This is a genomic window from Sphingomonas epibiotica, from assembly GCF_039615155.1.
Lineage (GTDB): Bacteria > Pseudomonadota > Alphaproteobacteria > Sphingomonadales > Sphingomonadaceae > Sphingomonas.
Window position 1 is genome coordinate 1 of the sequence record NZ_JBDGHY010000011.1, and the last position, 15320, is coordinate 15320.

General features: G+C 63.9%; 13 protein-coding genes, 1 pseudogene and 1 other annotated feature. Of the genes and pseudogenes, 5 read left to right on the plus strand and 9 right to left on the minus strand.

Annotation, left to right across the window (positions count from 1 at the left end):
* Window positions 1-479: MobQ family relaxase (mobQ, locus tag AAIO73_RS17825; RefSeq protein ID WP_345879851.1), on the minus strand; the 479-nt coding region annotated here is incomplete at its 3' end.
* Between the two features lie 171 nt (window positions 480-650).
* Between mobQ and traD (AAIO73_RS17830) the strand changes: the two genes are divergently transcribed.
* The 5 genes from traD (AAIO73_RS17830) to AAIO73_RS17850 all read left to right on the plus strand — a co-directional run bounded on the left by traD (AAIO73_RS17830) (window position 651) and on the right by AAIO73_RS17850 (window position 4806).
* On the plus strand, window positions 651-977 hold the full coding sequence (gene traD, locus AAIO73_RS17830; RefSeq protein WP_345879852.1) for a conjugal transfer protein TraD: 327 nt from the start codon (window positions 651-653) through the stop codon (window positions 975-977).
* 16 nt (window positions 978-993) lie between these two features.
* Window positions 994-1230, plus strand: coding sequence for a conjugal transfer protein TraD (gene traD, locus AAIO73_RS17835; protein ID WP_345879854.1), 237 nt, complete (start codon window positions 994-996; stop codon window positions 1228-1230).
* Window positions 1217-1501, plus strand: coding sequence for a hypothetical protein (locus tag AAIO73_RS17840; protein ID WP_345879856.1), 285 nt, complete (start codon window positions 1217-1219; stop codon window positions 1499-1501). Before traD (AAIO73_RS17835) ends, AAIO73_RS17840 begins: the two co-directional genes overlap by 14 nt.
* Complete coding sequence (locus AAIO73_RS17845) at window positions 1501-3048, plus strand: type IV secretory system conjugative DNA transfer family protein (protein WP_345879858.1); 1548 nt, start codon at window positions 1501-1503, stop codon at window positions 3046-3048. Before AAIO73_RS17840 ends, AAIO73_RS17845 begins: the two co-directional genes overlap by 1 nt.
* Before the next feature lie 152 nt (window positions 3049-3200).
* Window positions 3201-3256, plus strand: a sequence feature (sul1 is cis-regulatory element that is thought to sense ions involved in sulfur or methionine metabolism; They are found in Alphaproteobacteria).
* 62 nt (window positions 3257-3318) lie between these two features.
* Window positions 3319-4806: a SulP family inorganic anion transporter gene (locus AAIO73_RS17850; protein WP_345879860.1), complete on the plus strand. Its 1488-nt coding sequence runs from the start codon at window positions 3319-3321 to the stop codon at window positions 4804-4806.
* A 204-nt stretch (window positions 4807-5010) separates the two neighbouring features.
* Here the strand turns inward: AAIO73_RS17850 and mqo are convergent.
* The 8 genes and pseudogenes from mqo to AAIO73_RS17890 all read right to left on the minus strand — a co-directional run bounded on the left by mqo (window position 5011) and on the right by AAIO73_RS17890 (window position 15298).
* A pseudogene (gene mqo, locus AAIO73_RS17855) lies at window positions 5011-6731 on the minus strand (malate dehydrogenase (quinone)).
* Between the two features lie 263 nt (window positions 6732-6994).
* Window positions 6995-7816 (minus strand): helix-turn-helix domain-containing protein, encoded by an 822-nt coding sequence (locus tag AAIO73_RS17860; protein WP_345879861.1) that lies wholly within the window; start codon window positions 7814-7816, stop codon window positions 6995-6997.
* A 415-nt stretch (window positions 7817-8231) separates the two neighbouring features.
* Entirely contained in the window at window positions 8232-9176 is a 945-nt protein-coding gene (locus tag AAIO73_RS17865) for a replication initiator protein A (RefSeq protein WP_345879863.1), read from the minus strand.
* A gap of 136 nt (window positions 9177-9312) precedes the next feature.
* Window positions 9313-9672 (minus strand): hypothetical protein, encoded by a 360-nt coding sequence (locus AAIO73_RS17870; RefSeq protein WP_345879864.1) that lies wholly within the window; start codon window positions 9670-9672, stop codon window positions 9313-9315.
* 44 nt (window positions 9673-9716) lie between these two features.
* Window positions 9717-10952 carry a hypothetical protein gene (locus AAIO73_RS17875; RefSeq protein ID WP_345879865.1) on the minus strand — a complete coding sequence of 412 codons (1236 nt, stop codon included), beginning with the start codon at window positions 10950-10952 and terminating at the stop codon, window positions 9717-9719.
* A complete protein-coding gene (locus tag AAIO73_RS17880; RefSeq protein ID WP_345879867.1) occupies window positions 10952-13147 on the minus strand; it encodes a GumC family protein in 2196 nt (731 codons plus the stop codon). The genes AAIO73_RS17875 and AAIO73_RS17880 overlap by 1 nt, the downstream gene beginning before the upstream one ends.
* A gap of 13 nt (window positions 13148-13160) precedes the next feature.
* Complete coding sequence (locus AAIO73_RS17885; RefSeq protein ID WP_345879869.1) at window positions 13161-13871, minus strand: polysaccharide biosynthesis/export family protein; 711 nt, start codon at window positions 13869-13871, stop codon at window positions 13161-13163.
* Between the two features lie 41 nt (window positions 13872-13912).
* Window positions 13913-15298 (minus strand): O-antigen ligase family protein, encoded by a 1386-nt coding sequence (locus tag AAIO73_RS17890; protein ID WP_345879871.1) that lies wholly within the window; start codon window positions 15296-15298, stop codon window positions 13913-13915.
* Between the last annotated feature and the right edge of the window lie 22 nt (window positions 15299-15320).

The following is a 15320-nucleotide window of genomic DNA, read 5'->3' on the forward strand; positions in this document are numbered from 1 at the left end:
TTCCAGTCGCGTTTCTTCTGTCCGAACCCGTCTGGTCCGACGTCGCGCATCGACAGCATGACATGCGCATGCGGCTTCGGGCTTCCGTCCTTCGCCTTGTCCCAATGCACGTTGAGGTCCGCGACCATCCCGCGCTTCACAAACTGCTCTTTCACGAAGTCGCGTGCGAGCGCGATGCCCTGCTTTTCATTTAGTTCGCGCGGAATCGAAAACTCCACCTCACGGGCAAGCTGCGCGTCCTTGCGCTTCTCTCCCGCCTCTACCTCGTTCCACAGCGTCGTACGGTCGGACAATCGCTCCGGTGTGCCTTCTGGCAACAGCACTTCGGAGTGAATGACACCCGCCTTGTTCGAGAAGTCGTGGTTACGTCCAAGTCGCTCGTCATGCAGCTCGGATGCGGAGCGATACGCAGCGGACGCGACCGCGCTGGAGCCGTTAGCTCGGCTGATAACCTTGGCGCTGAAATGGTAGATCGCCATTGCAGCTGCCATTCTGCCTTTCTTAGCGCACGTCGGCAACGACGTATAAGCGCGCACTCACGATCTGCTACGCATCTCCTGATTGACCTGATGCTATCCCCTGAATTGGGTTGTCCTGCATGATTGGTTTGTTAGGCTGGTACGATCATGACGCGAGAGAATGGAGGCACCATGCGCAAGGTGCGAGACTATGACGCGGAACTGAAGGCGCTGGAGGAGAAGGCGCGATCTCTGAAGGCGCGCCGGGTCGAACAACTCGGGGCACTTGTCACCTCCACCGGCGCGGATACGCTCGATATGGAAACGCTTGCCGGCGTGCTGCTCAGTGCCGTCAAATCCCAGAACACGGACGAGAAGGAGGGATGGCGTGCGAGTGGCGCCGCCTTCTTTCAGCGGCGCGGGCGTAAAAGTACGCGAAAGACTGACAGCAACGGCAACAGCGGAGCGTCGCAACCGGGCGCTGATCCTGCGCCTGGAAGCGGTGCGGCGTCGGACTGATACGCGAGGCTGGGTCGTGCAACGACGCGAACGCACCCGCCACCTGATCGAGCTGGGTGGCCTCGTCCAGAAGGCCGGACTGGTTGACCTCGCCGACGACGATCGCGCGACCATCTATGGCGCGCTGCTCGAGCTGGTCGGAAGGGCTCAAGGTGACACCGCGGGCGACACGCTTGCACTCTGGAAGCGACGCGGCAGGCGGGCGTTCGACGCGGAGGCGGAAGCATTGGAGACGGGCGATGAGCGGGCTTGATGTAGAAGCGGTCAGGGCGGAGGTCCGCGCGCTGGATTACGTCCGCGGCACCCCGGCCGAACAACAAGAATGGCGCGAGGCGGACGCGGATGCCCGCCACAACAACGTCATCGAGGGGCTGGTGTTTTCTCCCGTTGAGGACGCGCTGTTCGACATGCTGCGTGACGAAGCGGTGCCACCTCACCTGGCGACGCAGATCATCCTCCGGTTGCACGATCATCCCGACGCCGATCGCAGCCTTGCGGTCACACCCGTAGGATCGGACTGGTAATGCCGCCCCGCCGGATCAGGCCGCTATGGGCACTGCTCATTGCCTTCGTCGTGCTGGTGGCAACCAATAGCTGGCTCAAGGGAATTTTCGGCGTCGGCGAAATTGCGACCGACGTGCCATTCCTGCTGACCGGCCTCACCCTGTTCGCGATCTGGAAGTTCAATCGTCGGGGCAAGGACCGCGGCAATACGTTGATGGGTTCGGCCCGCTTCGGCGATCGGCGTGACCTGGCGAAGATGGAAGGTGACGGCGACCTCATCATCGGCCGGTCGGGTCGGACCAACAAGCTCCTTCACTATGGCGGCGCGGCCCATCTGCTGACGATGGCACCCACCCGATCGGGCAAGGGTGTCGGCACGATCATCCCCAACCTACTGTTGCTCGACCGTTCGGTGATCTGCATCGACCCCAAGGGCGAGAATGCCCGCGTCACGGCACGCACGCGGGCCAGGAAGGGCGATGTGTGGTGTCTGGACCCCTTCGGCGTCTCCGGGCGCCCAGCGGCCCGCTACAACCCGCTGGCGTGGCTTGATGCTGTCAGCCCGGACCTCGCGGAAGATGCGCAGACGATCGCCGACGCACTGGTCCACGATGCGCCGGGACAATCAGGCGAGGCGCACTGGAACGAGGAAGCCAAGGCGCTCATCGCCGGCATCATCCTGCACACCGTCATCCACGAGCCCCCTGCCCTCGCCACGCTGGCGACGGTGCGCGACAAGCTCACCCGCGATCCCGCCGGCTTCGCCGAGCTGCTCGCCGACATGCAAGCCAGCACCGGTGCGCACGGCCTGATCGCGCGTGCTGCAAACCGCCATCTCGGCAAGTCAGATCGCGAAGCCGCGGGCGTGCTGTCGTCTGCTCAGCGCCATACCCATTTCCTCGACAGCCCACGCATCGTGGACAGCACGTCGGCGTCCGATTTCCGGTTTGCGGACCTGAAGGAACGACCGGGCACCGTGTTCCTGTGCCTACCGCCCGACCGGCTCGATACTTATGCCCGCTGGCTGCGACTGCTGGTCAGCCAAGCCGTCACGGATATGGCGCGCTCCCCTGCCCGGCCGGAACGCCCGGTTCTGTTCCTGCTCGACGAGTTCGCCGCGCTCGGCCGCCTCGACCCTGTAGAGCGCGCGATGGGGCTGATGGCGGGTTACGGGATGCAGCTCTGGCCGATCCTTCAAGACATGCACCAACTCAAGGCGACCTATGGCGAGCGCGCCGGTACCTTCATGTCCAACGCCGGCGTGATCCAGACCTTCGGAGTCAACGATCTTGCCACCGCCGACATGCTGTCGCGTACGATCGGCGACACCACCATCGAATATGAGACGTTCGGCACGTCTCGTCCGGCGGGCATCTTCAGCGACGGCGCCCGATCGGAAAGCGCCAGCGGCCATGTCGCCGCCCGCCGGTTGGCGACGCCCGACGAGATCATGCGGATGAATGCCGACGACATTCTGCTGCTGAGGCAGGGGCAGCACCCGCTCGTTGTCGGCAAAATCCGCTACTATGCAGAGGGTGAGTTTGCTGGCCTCTACGATCCAGCGTGATCGCACACACCGGTCAAGCCGATAGCTCCCACCCGGCAATCCGGGTTATTAATTAGTGCATGGTCGTCTCTACCGGCATTGCCGGTTGGAGGTGGAGCTGAGCTTCACCTCTTGCCTGTCGAACCTTGCTCCCGCTATGATCGCACCATTCGCAAGGACCCGGTGCAATTCCGGGTGGCTATTCCGGCCGCCGATCCGCCGGACAACATCGCACATGACCTGAAATCGTCGCGCCGCTGCCGGCGCCATGTGGCTTGATGTGGATTTTCCATGACCTTCGATTTTACCTCCTATCCCCGCCAATGGTTTGGCGGAGCGGCGCAGATCCGCCGCGACATATTGGCCGGCATCGTCGTCGCGCTGGCGCTGATCCCCGAGGCGATCGGCTTTTCGATCATCGCCGGGGTCGACCCGCGCATCGGCCTCTATGCCTCGGTCGCGATCGCGATTACCATCGCTGCTATCGGCGGGCGGCCGGGGATGATCTCGGCGGCGACCGCGGCGGTCGCGGTGCTGGTCGGGCCGCTGGTCCGCGACCATGGCGTCGAGTATCTGTTCGCCGCCACCATCCTGATGGGGTTGATCCAGATCGTCGCGGGATTGCTCCGGCTCGACCGGGTGATGCAGTTCGTGTCGCGGTCGGTCATCACCGGCTTCGTCAACGCGCTCGCCATCCTGATCTTCCTGGCGCAGTTGCCGCAGCTGACGGGCGTGACGTGGCACAGCCATGCGCTGATCGTTGGCGGGCTTGCCATCATCTACCTGTTGCCGCGGGTCACGCGGGCGGTGCCGTCGCCGTTGGTCGCCATTCTGGTGCTGAGCGTCGTCAGCATCGCGCTGAACCTGCCGGTCAACACCGTCGGCGACATGGGCAAGCTGCCTGAAGGCTTGCCGAGCTTCGCATGGCCGCAGGTGCCACTGACGCTCGACACGCTGCGGATCATCCTGCCCACTGCGCTGACCATGGCCGCCGTCGGCCTGCTGGAATCGCTGCTGACCGCGCAGATCGTCGACGACATGACCGATAGCGACAGCGATAAGCGGCAGGAATGCGCGGGTCAGGGCGGCGCCAATATCGTCGCCGCGCTGTTCGGCGGGATGGGCGGCTGCGCGATGATCGGGCAGTCGGTCATCAACGTGACCTCAGGGGGGCGCGGGCGGCTGTCGACCTTCGTCGCCGGAGCGTTCCTGTTGTTCCTGCTCGCGGTTCTGGGGCCGTGGGTCGGGCGGGTGCCAATGCCGGCGCTGGTCGCGGTGATGATCATGGTGTCGATCGGCACGTTCAGCTGGAACTCGCTCGCCAATCTCAGGCGCCATCCGCCGACCTCATCGATCGTGATGCTGGTGACGGTCGCGGTCGTCGTCGCGACCCGCGATCTGTCGCTGGGCGTGCTGGCCGGGGTGCTGCTGTCGGGGGTGTTCTTCGCCGGGAAAGTGCAGCGGATGTTCGCGGTCGCGCGGGTCGTCGACGATGGCGGCGTTACCTACCGCGTGACCGGCCAGATCTTCTTCGCCTCGGTCGATCGCTTTCGCCGCGCCTTTGCGGTGGAGGGGGCGGTGCCGGTGACGATCGATGTCACCGCGGCGCATTTCTGGGACATTTCGGGGGTCGACGCGCTCGACAAGGTCGTCGCCCGGCTGCGCCAGAACGGGGCTGAGGTGGCGGTGACCGGCTATAACCGGGCGAGCGCCGACCTGGTCGACCGCTTCGCGTTGCACGACAAGACCGGGGTCGAGCTGGGCGTCGTGCCGCATTGATGGGGCAAACCGTCGCCCCAGCGCAGGCTGACCAGAGATCGATACGGCCGGGTAGAACCGTTCGTGCTGAGTAGGGGCTGAGCTTGTCGAAGACCCGTATCGAAGTACCCTTGGCGGTCCTTCGATACGCCATTTCGAGAAGCTCAATGGTTACTCAGGACGAACGGTTTCGCCTTATGCCGCCATAGTCCGCGTCCCACGCCCTTACATCGCCTGCTGCTCGCGGTTCAGGCTGCGTACGGGCGGGGTCGCGACCGGCGCCGGGGCGGCGGCGGCACCCGCGCGGACACCTGCCGGCACATCGACGAAGGGCAGGCTCAGCGCCGCGCTGGTCATCCGCCGTATCTGGTTGGTGAAGGCCGGATCGTCGTTGAGCGTGCGGCCATAGGACAGGATCATCGCTTCGATCTTCGGCGTCCAGATGCTAGCAAGCCGCTGCGGGAACGCCTTTTTCAACACCTCCAGCATGATCGCGGGCGAGGTCGAGGCCCCGGGCGACGCACCGAGCAGCGCGGCGATCGTCCCCTGTTTGTCGGTCCCGATCTCGGTCCCGAATTGCAGCACCGGACCCTTTTTCGGATCGCGCTTGATGACCTGCACCCGCTGTCCGGCGGTAATCAGCTTCCAGTCGCCCTGTTTGGCGTTCGGGAAATATTTGACCAGCTCGGCCTGGCGATCCTTGTCGGTCGCATCGCCTCTTTGACCAGATATTCGACCAGCTCGGCATTTTCGGCGCCGACCGCCATCATCGGCCCGACATTGTCCTTATAGACGCTGTTGAACAGGTCGCGCCACGATCCGTTCTTCAGGAACTTGGTGCTTTGCAGCGCGAACGGGCCGAACAGGATCACCGATTTCCCATCGAGCTTGCGCGCGTCGAGATGCGGCACCGACATCGGCGGCGATCCGGCCTCGGCCTTGCCATAGACCTTGACGTCGTGGCGCGCGGTGATCGCCGGCGCTTCAAAGGCGAGGATCTGGCCGCCGACGGGGAAGCCGCCATAATCCTTCGCCTCCGGAATGCCCGACATCTGGAGCAGCTTCAGCGACGCGCCGCCCGCGCCGATGAACACGAAGCGCGCGCGGACGGTGCGGTCCTTGCCCGTCGCCAGATCGCGCACCGTCACGTTCCAGATACCGTCGGTGCCGCGGTTGAGGCCGCGAACCTCGTGGCGAAGTTCGAGGTCGAAATTGGGGTTCTTGGTCAGCGCTGCGGCCGGTTGGCGGGTGATGACGCCCCAGTTCACGTCGGTGCCGATCGGCATGTAGGTCGCGGCGACCTTCTGGTTGGGGTCGCGGCCCTCCATCACCAGCGGCGCCTAGGCGCGGATCTTCGCCGGGTCCTGGGTATATTCCATGCCGTAGAAGAGCGGGTTCCGGACCAAAGCCGCCTGCCGCTTGCGCAGATAGTCGATATTGGCGTCGCCCCATACGAAGCTCATATGCGGGGTCGGGTTGATAAAGCCTTTCGGCGCGCCCAGACGCCCGGTTTTCACCTTATGCGCCCAGAATTGGCGCGCGATCTCGAACTGTTCGGCGATCGCCACCGCCTTGATCGTGTCGATGCTGCCATCGGGGTTTTCGGGGGTATAGTTCAGCTCGGCAAAGCCCGAATGGCCGGTGCCCGCGTTATTCCACCCGTTCGAGCTTTCCTCGGCGACATTGCCGAGCCGTTCGAACATCGCCACCCGCCAGTTCGGCTCTAGCTCCTGCAGATAGGTGGCGAGCGTCACGCTCATTACCCCGCCGCCAATCACGACCATGTCGAGCGGGCGGTCGTCTTGCGCCGCGGGGCCGGCGGAGGAGGCCATCGGCCGGAACAGAAAGGCGATCGCTGCGAGCAGCAGCACTACGAGAATACCGAGCGCGATCTTGGTCTTGCGCCAGCGGGGCCGGCGTGGCGCCGGTTCGGAGGGTGATTGCATCGAACGGATCCGTTGGAAGATAAGCGCGCGGGAACGCCGTATTCGGTTCGGACCGCGCCGGAAAATCTTCCTGTTGAACGCGTTATACGATCACGCAATCCCACGCAAATTCGCTGGTTCCGGGCAATATTATGTAATATTCGGCCACCCACGGCTCCCTGCTCTCGTCGGAGAGCATCGCGCCGGCGTCAGCCGGTGCGTTCTGTCCTTGTTTGTTATGGTTGCGGTGCATTGGGTCTTGGACCTTACGGCAACGTTGGCCGTCAGGCCGGACGCCGTCGACCGGCAAGGCCGACGACATTCGTCGTCTGATTAAATGATTCTGAGAGCGGTTGCGGATCGGAATGAGACTCGCACGCGGCACGATCGATCGCCGCACCGAGCGAAGCGAGCACCCGGCCAAGCGCGCCGCCCAACGTCACCTCGGCCAGTTCCCGGCAACTCAGCGTCGCGCGCATCGCCGCAAGCTCCGCCGCCGCCTGCGCCCGATGCGCCGCCATATCGTTGGGCAGTGGCGCAGGGTGAAAGCGGCGCGGCAGGAAGCGCAGCAACGCGCCGGGCAGCAGCGCACGATAGAGGTTCGACGTCTGGCGATAGCGCGGCCCCGCGCCGTGGTTGCGACAGAAGCGCCGCTGGCGAACGAGGAACCCGGCCGCCTCCAGCGCCGCCAGTGCCCGTGCGACCGTCGCCCGGCCAAGCGCGGTCGCCTTGGCCAGATGGTCATAGGTCGGGAATACCCGCCCGCCATTCAGCCGGGCGAGGGTGCAGATCTCCTCGAACACCCGCACCGCGCCCGCGGTCAGGCCGCACAGCGCCGCCTCAGCCGCGGTCAGCGCGCGGCCCTCGGCGCGTGCCGCACGGCGTCGGGCGCGCCCGGCATCGAGCGCGGCGCGCGCCGTGCGCAGCAGCCGGTCGGTCTCGCCCTTGGCCGGCACCGCGAAGAAGCTCTCCTCGACCGTCCCCGCCTCAACGCTGCCGCGCCGCACGAGCGCACCGGTGCGGTGCACGCCGCCACTGCGTGGTCGTGTGCCATGGCCCGAATTGGCCATGCGCGCGATCGCCTGCGCCAGGATAAGCGCCATCATCGTCCCCTTTGTCCGGGGCCGCGACAAACATGCAAAAAAGGGGCGTGGCGCGAAACGCGCGTCCTTGAACCGACAATCGATCAGGAGTATTTGGAGGGCCTGCTAAGACCGGTTCGACGTTTGGCGACGTCGCTCCAAAACCCTGGGACGCCCGGCCTTCGTGCCGGGCTTTCCTTTATGTTGTCACGGCCAATTCCCTTGTCTCCCGGCCCCGCTGCCGGTTTCCGCGACCTTTGCAGATCAAATCCAACATCGGAAGCGTTCCCGGTTCGTGCTTTCGGGTAGGAAAGCGGGAATTACGCTCGTTTCGGCGCAAATTGCCGCGAACGATTCGTGCTTTCGGATAGCAATATGCCGGTACGTTCGTGCTTTCGGGTAGAAAATACCCGGTCCGATTCGTGCTTTCGAATAGGAATTAGGCGGCGGGCGCGTCCGCCGATTCGGGCGCACCCGAATCACCCGCTTCGTCGCTGCCGAGCGCGCGCGGCCGCCGGGTCAGCACCACCTGTACCGGGGTCGCGCGCCGGCCACGCCGCGGCGCCTCATCCTCGGGCGCTTCCTGCTCGATCAGCTCCAAGCGATAGTCGGGAATGCTGTCCGCTGCCGCTATCTGCTTCAAAGAATTGCGAAAATTTGCGAGCGGGTTCTGATAGCCGATCTGCAGGCGGAAGGTCGCGAGGTCGGTTTCCAACCGCTCCTCGCCGCTCGAGCGCGCCACCTCATAGATGCGCCGCTCGATCGGCCCGAGTTGGAAATAGGCGGCGGCATAGTCAAGCACATGCCGGTCGAGCAGGATCGCGCGGAACAGCCAGTCGCATAAGCGCACCTTGACCGCCTTCAGCCGCCGCTCGCCGCCGCGCGTGCGCGAATAATGCAGCTTGGCTTCGGACAGCCACGAGAAGAAGCCTTCCTCGCCCTCACCCCCGGCTTCGATGTTGGTCTTGATCTGGGTACCCTGCAGTCGTTCGAGCGCCTCCGACAGTCGACCGTACGACCGCGCCGAATGATTGGCGCCGGTCACCGTGAACAGATCATGCGCGGTAAAGATGAAATCCTGCGTCACCGTTTCGCCGATCTCGATCTTCGCCAGCATCAAGCTGGCGACATACAACACGATTTCCTTGTCATAGATGGTGGCGACGCCGCTGGCCGAGGGCCGTACTTCGATCGAGATGGCGTTCGCCTGATAGGTCAGCGGCTTCATCCACGCATTCTTGGCGAGCGCGAAGAACGGAAACGCCATCAACGACCGTTCGCCGCGGATCTCGGCGGTCAGCGGGCTGTCGAGCCGAAACAGATCGCCCTGCGGACGAGCCGGGGGCTTGGCAGGCGTGCGGGGGGCAGGGGGCTTGCGGGTCATGGGGCTTTGATACTCGAAAGCACGAAGATGGGATGCAGAATGCGGCCTACTCGCAGGCGCATGTCGCAGCGGCCTGCGACCATTCGTGCTTTCGAGTAGGAAATGGCCGGACGGTGCCCCCGCCCGCCCGCCGCTATCACCGGCGCGGACGTCCGGCGGTACGCGCCTGATCGCCCGCGACCGCGAACGGCGAGGTCGCATTGGCCTGCGGATCGTAATAGCGGTCGATGCGGTTGCGGATACGCGACTGGACCCGGTTCTGGACCCGCCCGTTGATCCGCCCCATCGGCTCGATCCCGGCCTCGGCAGCCACTTCCTCGCGCGTCTGGCGCTGTCCGGCCTGCCCGGCAGCCGACCGCGCGGTTTCGCCTTGGCGGGTTTCGGGGAGCGGCTGCTGGACCGGCGCGGCCTGATCCTGCGTGTCGTCCGGATAGCGATCCTGCGCCATGGTCGGCGCAGAGAGGCACAGGGCCAGCAGGAGGGAGGCGATCCGCATCACATCGCTCATAGCCTGATCAGCCCCCCGTCGCATAGGTTGGTTCAGCTTGCCGCCGGCCGCAGCCGGATGTCGTCGATCTGACCGGTCAGGCCCGACAATTGCTCCGACGGCCGCGCGACCAACACCAACTGCTGCACCAGACAGCCTGCCGGCACCGTAAAGCGCCCGGCAAAGCGGCCGTTCGCCTGTGCTGAATTGGGCACGACCACCCGGCCCAGCTCGCGCCCGTCGGGGCACGTAAGCGTCCAATAGGGCAGGGCATTGTCGGCCTGTTCGACTCCGATGCTGCGCCCCTCAATCGCGTAATTGCCCGGCGGCAGCAGCTGCGTCTGGCGCAGGATCGGACCGCCAAGGTTGGACGGCACCGCGAAATCGAAGATGCCCCCCTGCTCGCCCCGCTGCAGCGTCGCCGACACGCCGCTATCGGTGACCGGAGTCCAGTCGAACGGCGTCGGTGACGTCAGATTGGCGGTAAAGCCGGGATCGCGCGCGACCCGCCGGTCGGCACCGGGGGTCAATGCGGCATAGAAGCGCCAAGCGTCGTCGACATGGTTCTCGGCCAACAGCCGCCCGACCAGTGCCGGCGCTGCTCCGGCCGGCAGCGCGATGCGGCGGCGTTGCAGCGCTTCGAACAGACTGGCGGTCGCGCGTGCATCGGGACCGGTGCTGGCGACAAAAGCCAGAAACTGGTCGCTCCATGCCGGCCGCTGTAGCAGCGTCGCAAAGAGTGCCTGACGGATATCGGTATCGCTGATCGCCGATGCCAGTACCGGGAATAGCAGGTCCGGCGCGACCCGCGACGTACGCAGTGCGATGTCATAGTTACGCAGCGCCCCCGGAATATCACCGCGGCCGACCGCATCCTCGATCGCCCATAACCGGGTCCGCAGGTCACGCCGCGACAGCTTTTCCGAATGAGCGAAGATGCGCCGCGCCGCCGCCGTATCACCCCGCACCTGCGCGTTGATCCCCAGCGTTGCGACCGCCGGCACCGCCGTCGGGTCCTGGCGCAGCGCAAGCCGTGCCAGGTCGTCGGCACGTTTGCGATCAGCGGGCGTCGCGTCCGGGCCGGACAATTGCTCGGACAGCAACGCCGTGATCCGCCCGTCCCAGGGCGCCAGCGCATGCGCCCGCGCCGGCGCGCTGCCGCGTATCATATAGGCCAGCGAATGGGTGACCGAGAGGGTACCCAGCCCCGCGGCCGCGATCGCCAGCGCGCCGCGCACCCCCCATTCGGTCGCCGACTGCCGGGGACGGGTGACGCGACGTTTGGCCATCAGCCCTTGGCCTCGGCGGCTTTGTCGCGACCATAACCATAGCCATATTCATAGCCATAGCCGTAATGCGCCTTGCGCGCCTCGAACTTGGTCAGCACCCCGCCGAAGATATGCGCATTGGCCGAGGCAAGCCGCGCCAGCGCGGTCTTGACCAGCGTCGAGCGAATGCCGTGCGATTCCACGGCATACACCACGCCCTCGACCCGGCTCGCGATCAACGGCGCGTCGGCCAGCCCCATCACCGGCGGGCTGTCGATCACGACATGGTCGAAATGCTCGTGCAGCCGTTCGATCAGCAGCGACAACCGGCTGCCGGTCAGCAGTTCGGCGGCGTTGGGGGGGATCGGCCCGGCCGACATAGCAGTGAAGCCTAGATCGCTCATGTCGAAAGTCAGCGGCGCGATATCATCTTGGCCAGCAAGGAAATTACTCAGCCCATGGTCGTGGTTCACACCGCCCAGATGATGGACGGAAGGCGAACGCATATCACCATCGACCAGGATCACCCGCTTGCCGCTGCGCGCCAGCATGGTCGCCAGCGCCAGCGCAGTCGTCGACTTGCCTTCGGCCGGGCGGGTCGAGGTGACAGACAGCGAGCGCGGCACGCCATGCTCAGTGGTGAAGGCGAGGTTGGTCTGGATCGCCAGATAGGCATCGACCAGATCGGACTTGCGATCGAGCAGCGCTTCCTTGGGCGTGACGCCGTCGACCTTCGGCACCGACCCCAAGAGCGGCAGGCCGAGCCGTCGCTGGACCTCTGCCGGATCGGCAATTGCCTCGTCCATCTGTTCGAGCGCAAAGGCCAACGCCGCGCCAATACCGAGTCCAACTAGTAGCGCGATCGCGAGGTTGATGAGCAGACGTGGGCTGGAGGGTTTCTGTGGCACGTCCGCCTGATCGACCACCGAAATATTATTGACGCCGACGCCTCCGGCTACGCCGATCTCCTTGAAGCGCTGGAGCAACCCTTCATACAGGGCGCGATTGGTATCCACCTCCTGCTGAAAGATATTATACTGGATCGAACGGCGACGCAGATCGAGATAGCTGCCCTTGAGTTGTTCGACACGTACCTTGAGTGCCCGTTCCCGTTCGACCGCACCGCGATATTCGGTTTCGATCGATCCCGACACGCGACGTTCTTCATTCGCAATGCTGCGATCTAGTTGATCGATCTGGGACTTCAGCGCCAGGGCCGCCGGATAGCCTGGTTCGAACTGGGTCATCAGCTTCTGATATTCGGCGGCATATTCGGCGCGACGCTGACGCAGCGAATTGATCGCCTGATTGCGTAGCGCTTCCGAAGATGCGCCTGCCCGGCTTCCTTCGCGGAAGCGAGCTTCGGCGGCAATCCGTTCCGCGGTCGCCTGGCTCAGGGCGGCATTGAGCGATGCCAGATCATCGGCAACGATCGAACGCTCTGCGGTTGATCCGTCGCCATTCTGCTGCGCCGGCAGATTTATGATGCGTTCCTGCGACGCATAAGCGACCAGCTGGCGCTGACTTTCGTCAAGCCGCTCTTTTTGCTGTGCCAGCTGACGCTGGAGCAGGTTGCGGCCATAGGAGGTGGCCTGCACCTTACGCTCGAGATTGGTCTGGATGAAGGCATCCGACCATGTATTCACTACCTTGGCCGAAAATTCCGGATCGGGGCTGGTAAAACGAATATCGACAAGTCGCGAGAGACGGGTCGGTGCTACATCCAGATGTTGGCGCAGTATTTCACCGGCGATCCTCTGACGGGTCGTGAGCCCTGCCGCCGGATATCGTCCGTTGACTAGCTGGAATGCTGGTTCGCTACGAGCAACACCAAATCGTTCGTAAAATTTCGGATCGTCGACGATCCGAAGCTGGGTCGCTACGCGTTCAGACAGGGAACGCGACTGCAGCAGCCCATATTGCGTCTGGTAGAATTCCTGATCGGAGACGCTCGTTTCGCGTTCCACGCCTTGGAAATTTGTGACCTGGCTGGATTCGCGCGAAATCTCGATCGTTGCCGACGCCGTATATTGCGGCGTCATCAGCAGAGTAGCGATCAGGCCGAGCAGCACACAAATAGCGACAGCGCCAAGGATGACATAGCGCCAGCGAATTGCCATGCGCAGATACTGGCGAATGGTAGGGGCATCATTGCCGGCCACCGCAACCGGGACGGGCGCGATGCCGCCCTGCGGACTGGAAGCGATCAGGTTCATGTCGTGCAGGGCCTTATTGCAGAACCGCGATCAACGGAGCGGCTAGTAGCGGTGAAAGCGATACGAAATCACGGAACAGGCGACGCTGCGGCGAATCTCCGACGACGATGACGTCGTTTGCAAAGACGGGTGGGTCGTCATAAGCGCCACGCCGGATTGCGGCGACGTTATATAGGCCGGCCATGCGCTGGTTACCTACGGTGCGCAGGATGACAACATCGTCCTGTCGCGCGAACTCCGACAGCCCCTTCGCAGACGCGATGACCCGCATCAACGTCATCTGGTTTGTCACCGGATACAGTCCAGGTTCCACGACTTGACCATCGATTGTCACGACTTGGCTGACCGAACTTTTGATATTGACGGTCACCTCGGGGTTGCGGACGTATCGCGTGCGGAGTGCCGCTTCGATCAGCTTGGCCAGTTCCTCTGCGGTACGGCCACGGGCATCGATCGTCCCGGCGAGCGGCATCGCGATCCGCCCGCTGGCATCGACTTGCATTTCCCGGTTGAGATCGGGGACGTTGAACACATCCACTTGAATCGTATCGAGCGGGCCGATGAGCGCAGGACGGTCTGCAGCTGTCAGATCGCCTCGATCCGGCGCCGGCAGGATCGAACTACCTTCGACGACAGTCAAATGAGGCGAACTTTGGATGGGTTCGTGGCGCGTGCATCCTGCAAGGGCGCTAGCCATCAATACGGCGATACAAAACTTGCGCATGCGCTTGGGAAATCCACGATGGATTGAGAAGAAGGCGAAGCCTATAGTTGCTGGCCCCTGAAGGGTAAAGCCAAGCGAGATGATAGTTTGCTGCCTTCGTTCAGCCACAATGCGGCAAGCATTATGACGGTCATCATCATCGGCGTCCGCGCAGGATAATCGAACAGGCTCGCCACCAGAATTAGCAACAGGATCGCCGATCCGGCCCGCGCCCTGGCCAGTCCCGCACCAACGAGCCAGGCTCGGAAGCTAGCCCATCCCCACCATCCTATTGCGCCGGCTAGCAGCAAGGCACCAGCCAGTCCGCCGTCAAGCATGATCTCAAGGAAATCGTTATGCGCATGATTGAAATAGGTGGGCTTCAACAAGCTGCCTGGTTCCGCCATGCGAAAGACGGGATCGAAGCTGCCAAAGCCCGTGCCGACCGGCCAATACAGCTTTTCAAGAGCAAAAAGGATCGGAAGCGCGCGCATCCGCATATCCTCATCACCTTCGTCCATTACGACGCGATTGATAGATTCCGCTCGATCGGCAGAGACGCTAAGCGCGACGAAGCCGACGATCACGCCCGCGACAGCAAGCAACAGCAGCAACACGACCCAGCGCGGATAGCGACGTAGTTCGCGGAGCAATGAAGCGCCGACGACTAGTATTCCCGTTACCGCGCCCAAGATGCCAACGATGATGCCCGCGCGTGATCCACTGGCTAGGATGGTCAGGACGAACAGCAATACGAGCCCTACGGCCACCGGTGCCCGCCGTTGCGGACGCCGCCCTTCCTGGAACGCCCATACCGGTGCCAGAACGCAACCGATCGCCATGAACAACGCGAAATGGTTGCGGTTGGCGAAAGTGCCGCTCACTTGTCCCGGCGCATCGTTCACGAACGGGTTGTTGAAGCCCGCGCCGGAAAACTGAAGCAGCCCGATCAACGCGCAGAGCAGGACGAGGCTTAGGAGGATCGCCGGGAGCCATGTCCGCTCACGCTCGGCAATGCCGAGCGTAGCGATCAATATCGCTACCGGTACAACCAGAGATGCCGCCGCATTCAAAGTCGCTCCCGGCACGATGGACAACGGACGCCATTCCGGCACTTGGCCGGCAAGCTGCGTTGTGCCCTGAAGCGCGTCACGACCTGAAAGGCCTTGCCACAGATCGAGTGGCAGCGGCACCAGCTGTAACAGGACGAGGCCCAGCGATCCCATGAGAAGCCACATGACGGGTCCAGCTTGACGCAGGATGGGACGCGGCCCGAACAGGCCCAGTCCTATCAGGGCAAGCCAGGCTCCCGTCCGCATGATGATCTGGCCAAGCGCATCGGCACGCGATGCGCCCCCCGTCAACCAAGCCAGCCCAAGCAGAATGCAGAGAACCAAAAAAGCAAAGCTGGGTCGGACGAAACGGGCGGGGCGGGATAGGGGCGACATAACCTGGCCGCCCTACCCGATA